4 protein-coding genes are annotated in these 3,739 nt (G+C 66.8%); 1 reads left to right on the forward strand and 3 read right to left on the reverse strand.

Annotated elements, in window-relative coordinates:
- On the reverse strand, positions 1 to 185 hold a 185-nt coding region (locus JNK68_01190), incomplete at its 3' end, for an MgtC/SapB family protein (protein MBL8538961.1).
- 87 nt (positions 186 to 272) lie between these two features.
- On the reverse strand, positions 273 to 551 hold the full coding sequence (locus JNK68_01195) for a hypothetical protein (protein ID MBL8538962.1): 279 nt from the start codon (positions 549 to 551) through the stop codon (positions 273 to 275).
- 296 nt (positions 552 to 847) lie between these two features.
- Between JNK68_01195 and JNK68_01200 the strand changes: the two genes are divergently transcribed.
- Positions 848 to 1,183: a DUF190 domain-containing protein gene (locus tag JNK68_01200; protein MBL8538963.1), complete on the forward strand. Its 336-nt coding sequence runs from the start codon at positions 848 to 850 to the stop codon at positions 1,181 to 1,183.
- Positions 1,184 to 1,192: 9 nt separating this feature from the next.
- On the opposite strand, the gene JNK68_01205 is transcribed toward JNK68_01200, so the two are convergent.
- Positions 1,193 to 3,739: efflux RND transporter permease subunit (locus JNK68_01205; GenBank protein MBL8538964.1), on the reverse strand; the 2,547-nt coding region annotated here is incomplete at its 5' end.

Consider the following 3,739-nt stretch of genomic DNA (forward strand, 5'->3'; position numbering starts at 1 on the left):
CACGTCTGCTGATACAGAGTCACGAGCATGAGCAGGCTCGACGCAAGGCAGACGAGGGCGTGGGTGCGAAAGCCCGCCGGCCTTCCGTGAAAGCTCCGTTCGAGGCCGATGGCCCCGCCGGCCAGCAGCGCACCGCTGAGATGCGTGGCAATGGCAACGAAATCCGCGGACGGTGCGCTCGCCACGTTGCTATGCCTCCCCCGCCCGGATCGCGGACCGTTCGGTCCGGACCGCCTTCCGGACCGCCTCGGCGGCTCGTTCAGGCAGCCTGATCAATCCTCGAGTTCGACTTCCTTCGCCCAGTGCTTGCCGTCACGCTGCAGGTATTCGACCTCGACCCTGAGACCCTGCTTGAGATCCTCGAAGCCTTTCAGCCCGTCCTCGTACTTGGTGGTTGGCGTAACGAAAAATTCGGTGCCGTTGACGACGAACGACTGGTTGCTCTTCTTGACCGACTCGATCAGCCCCTTCACTTCGTTGTCGGCGAGCACGGGGGCTGCAAGCATGACAAACGAGATACCCGCAAGCAGTGCTTGGATACGCTTCGTCACCATAGTAGGCTCCTTCAGTGTTGTGGGTGAGAGTGTGTCCCGGCGCCTTGCTCGGGGGCGTCCGGCACCGCAGACCGTGGGAACATCCGGTCGCGTTCCAGGCAAGGGGGAGCAACGGGACTCGCCGGGTTGGTCTGCCCCGTCCCAGTTTAAGTTCATACCGTCTAAGTTCATACCGTCTCTCGATTCTCTGTTCTCGCCACGGCGGTGCGTGCAGGAGAAGCAAGGCGGGACTCCCCCCTCGCGCAGGGGTACGGCACAATAGGAGCTTCCCTGGCAAGCCGGGAGATCAGCGCGTGGAAGGATTGTTTCTGCGTTTCTATCTGCACGAGAACCAGCGGCATCACGGCATTCTCTTGTGGGATTGGCTGCTCGAACATGCCGCCCAACTCGGCATCCGCGGCGGCTCGGCCTTCCGCGCCATGGCGGGATTCGGCCGGCATCACGTCGTGCACACGGATCGCTTCTTCGAGCTCGCCGGCAGCCTAACGGTGGAGGTGGAGTTCATCGTCAACGAAGAAGAAGCGCAACGCCTGCTCGAATCGATCGAGACGGAAGGCGTGAGTCTCTTCTACGCGCGCATCCCTGCCCAGTTCGCGATTGTCAATCCCGATCAGAAGAACTCGCCGTAGCGACCAACCTCACCGGTCTGCTGCGACGAAGCGCCCGTAGTGCAGCAGGACGGTTGGTAGCACCACGAGGTTGAGCAGGGTCGAGGTCACCAGTCCGCCGACGATGATGGTAGCCATCGGCCCTTCGATCTCGCGCCCGGGCTGACCGCTGCCGAGCGCGAGCGGCAGCAGTCCCAAAGCCGTGACCAGCGCCGTCATGAGAATCGAGGGCAGCCGCTCCTGTGCGCCGCGCAAGGCGGTCTCCTTCGACCACGTCGCGCCCTCGACTTCGATCAGATGCTGGTAGTGCGACACCAGCATGATCGAGTTGCGCAACGTGATGCCGAAGAGCGTGACGAAGCCGACGAGCGAGCCGAGCGACAGCCAGCCGCCGGTCGCGAGCACCGCGACCACGCCCCCGAACAGGGCGAATGGCAGATTCATGAAGGTGATGGCGAGATTGCGCAGATTCCCGAACGCGACGTAGAGCAGGATGAAGATGCCGACGCCGGCGAGCAGCGAATGGGTGACGAGATCGCGCCGCGCCCGCGCCTGCGCCTGCGCCGTGCCGCTGAACTGTACGAAGTTGCCGGGGGCAAGTTCGACCTCCGCCGCCACGCGTCGCCTGGCCTCGCGCTCGAAGTCGGCAAGATCGCGCCCGGCCACGTTGCCGGTGACCGTCTGCAGGCGCTTCCCGCCGAAGTGCAGCACCTTGTAGCGGCCGTTCTCCAGTTCGACGTCGGCCACGTCGGCCAGCCGCAGCATCCTGCCTTCCGCATTGCGCAGCGTCAGCGCGCCGACCTGCGCGATCGAGCGCCGCAGCTCCGGCGGCAGCACCACCACGGCGCTCACCACCTGATTCTCGCGGAAGATGCGCCCTGCCGTCGTGCCCTGGTAGGCGGCCTGGATCGTCTCCAGCACCGTCGCGCTGCCAAGCCCCCACACCGCGAGCCGTTCCGGCGGCAGGCGCACCGTGAGCTGCGCCGTGCCCGGCGGCGCCTGCAGCTGCACGTCGTACGCGCCCCGAATGCTCGCCAGCACCCGCGCCACCGCCTGCGCGTCGCGGTCGAGCGCGTCCAGGTCGGGGCCGAACAGATTCACCGCAACACCGGCCGCATAGCCGGTGATGGTTTCCTCGATGCGTTCGGTGAGGAAGGTGTTGACGGCGAAGGTTAGGCCGGGAAAGCGGACGTCGTCTTTGAACAGATCTCGTATCGCGTCGAGGATGCGCGCCTGCTCGCGCCCGGCGAGGGCGCCGGTCTCCACCTCGAATTCGCTGTAGTGGACGCCGAACGTGTCCGCTCCCCGCTCCGCGCGCCCTACCCACTGCGCGACCGACTGCACTCCGTCGATGGCGAGCAGATCGCCGGCCACGCGTTTGCCGATGCGCAGGGATTCCTCCTGCGAGGTGCCCGGCACCGCCGCCATGTGGATGATGTAGTGCCCTTCCTTCAGGGCCGGCAGGAACTCGCCGGAGAAGAACGGCAGGATGCCGAGCCCGATGGCGAGCACGAGGCCAACGCTGCCCATGACCCGCGCCGGATGGCGCTCCACCCGGCCGAGCAGGCGGCCGTAGCGCGGCTTGATCCAGCGCACGAGGGGCGGGTCCTGCGCCTTGAGCGGAGCGCGCGCGAGCAGCAGGAAGCAGAGCGCGGGGGTGAGCGTCATCGCCACCACCAGCGAGGCGAGGATGGCGAGGATGTAGGCCAGCCCGAGCGGCGCGAAGAGCTTGCCGGCCACACCCGACAGCGTAAGCAGCGGCACGAACACGAGCGCCACGATGAAGGTGGCGTAGACGACCGAACTGCGCACCTCGATCGACGCATCCAGCACGACGTCGAACCCGCTTGCGGGGCCGCCCTGCTCGCGGTTCTGGCGCAGGCGCCGGAAGATGTTCTCGGTGTCGATGATCGCGTCGTCGACGACCTCGCCCAGCGCGATGGCAAGCCCCCCCAGCACCATGATGTTGAGCGCGACGCCGTGATATTCGAGCACCAGCACGGCACCGATCAGGGACACCGGAATGGCGGTCGCACAGATGAACGCCGTGCGGGCGTCGAAGAGAAACAGGAACAGCACCGCGATCACCAGCACCGAGCCGATGAGGATGTCGCGCTGCACGTTGCCGACTGCGGTGTCGATGAAGTTGGCGGGACGAAACAGGCCCGGATGCAGCGTGACGCGCTCCGCCGCGAAGAGCGGCTTCAGCTCCTCGATCGAGGCTTCGAGGGCAAGCGTGGTCGAACGCACGTTGGCGCCGAGCTGGCCCTGCACCATGAGAAAGACGCCCGGCTCGCCGTTGATGAGTGCCGCGCCGATCGACGGGGCCGGGCCTTCCACGACGCGCGCCACGTCGGCGATGCGGATCACCCGCCCCTCGCGCATCGCGATCACCGCCTCCCCGAGCTGCGGCGGATTCTTCGGCTGGCCCTCGGCGGCGATGACGATGCGCTGGTTGGCGCTCTCGATGAAACCGGTGCCGAGCACGCCGGCCGCACCGCGCACCGCCGCCAGCACGTCCTGGATGGCGAGCCCGAGCGTGAGCAGCCGCTGCGGGTCGACCTGCACCTGCCACTG

Source organism: Betaproteobacteria bacterium, assembly GCA_016791345.1.
Taxonomy (GTDB): Bacteria; Pseudomonadota; Gammaproteobacteria; order Burkholderiales; family JAEUMW01; genus JAEUMW01.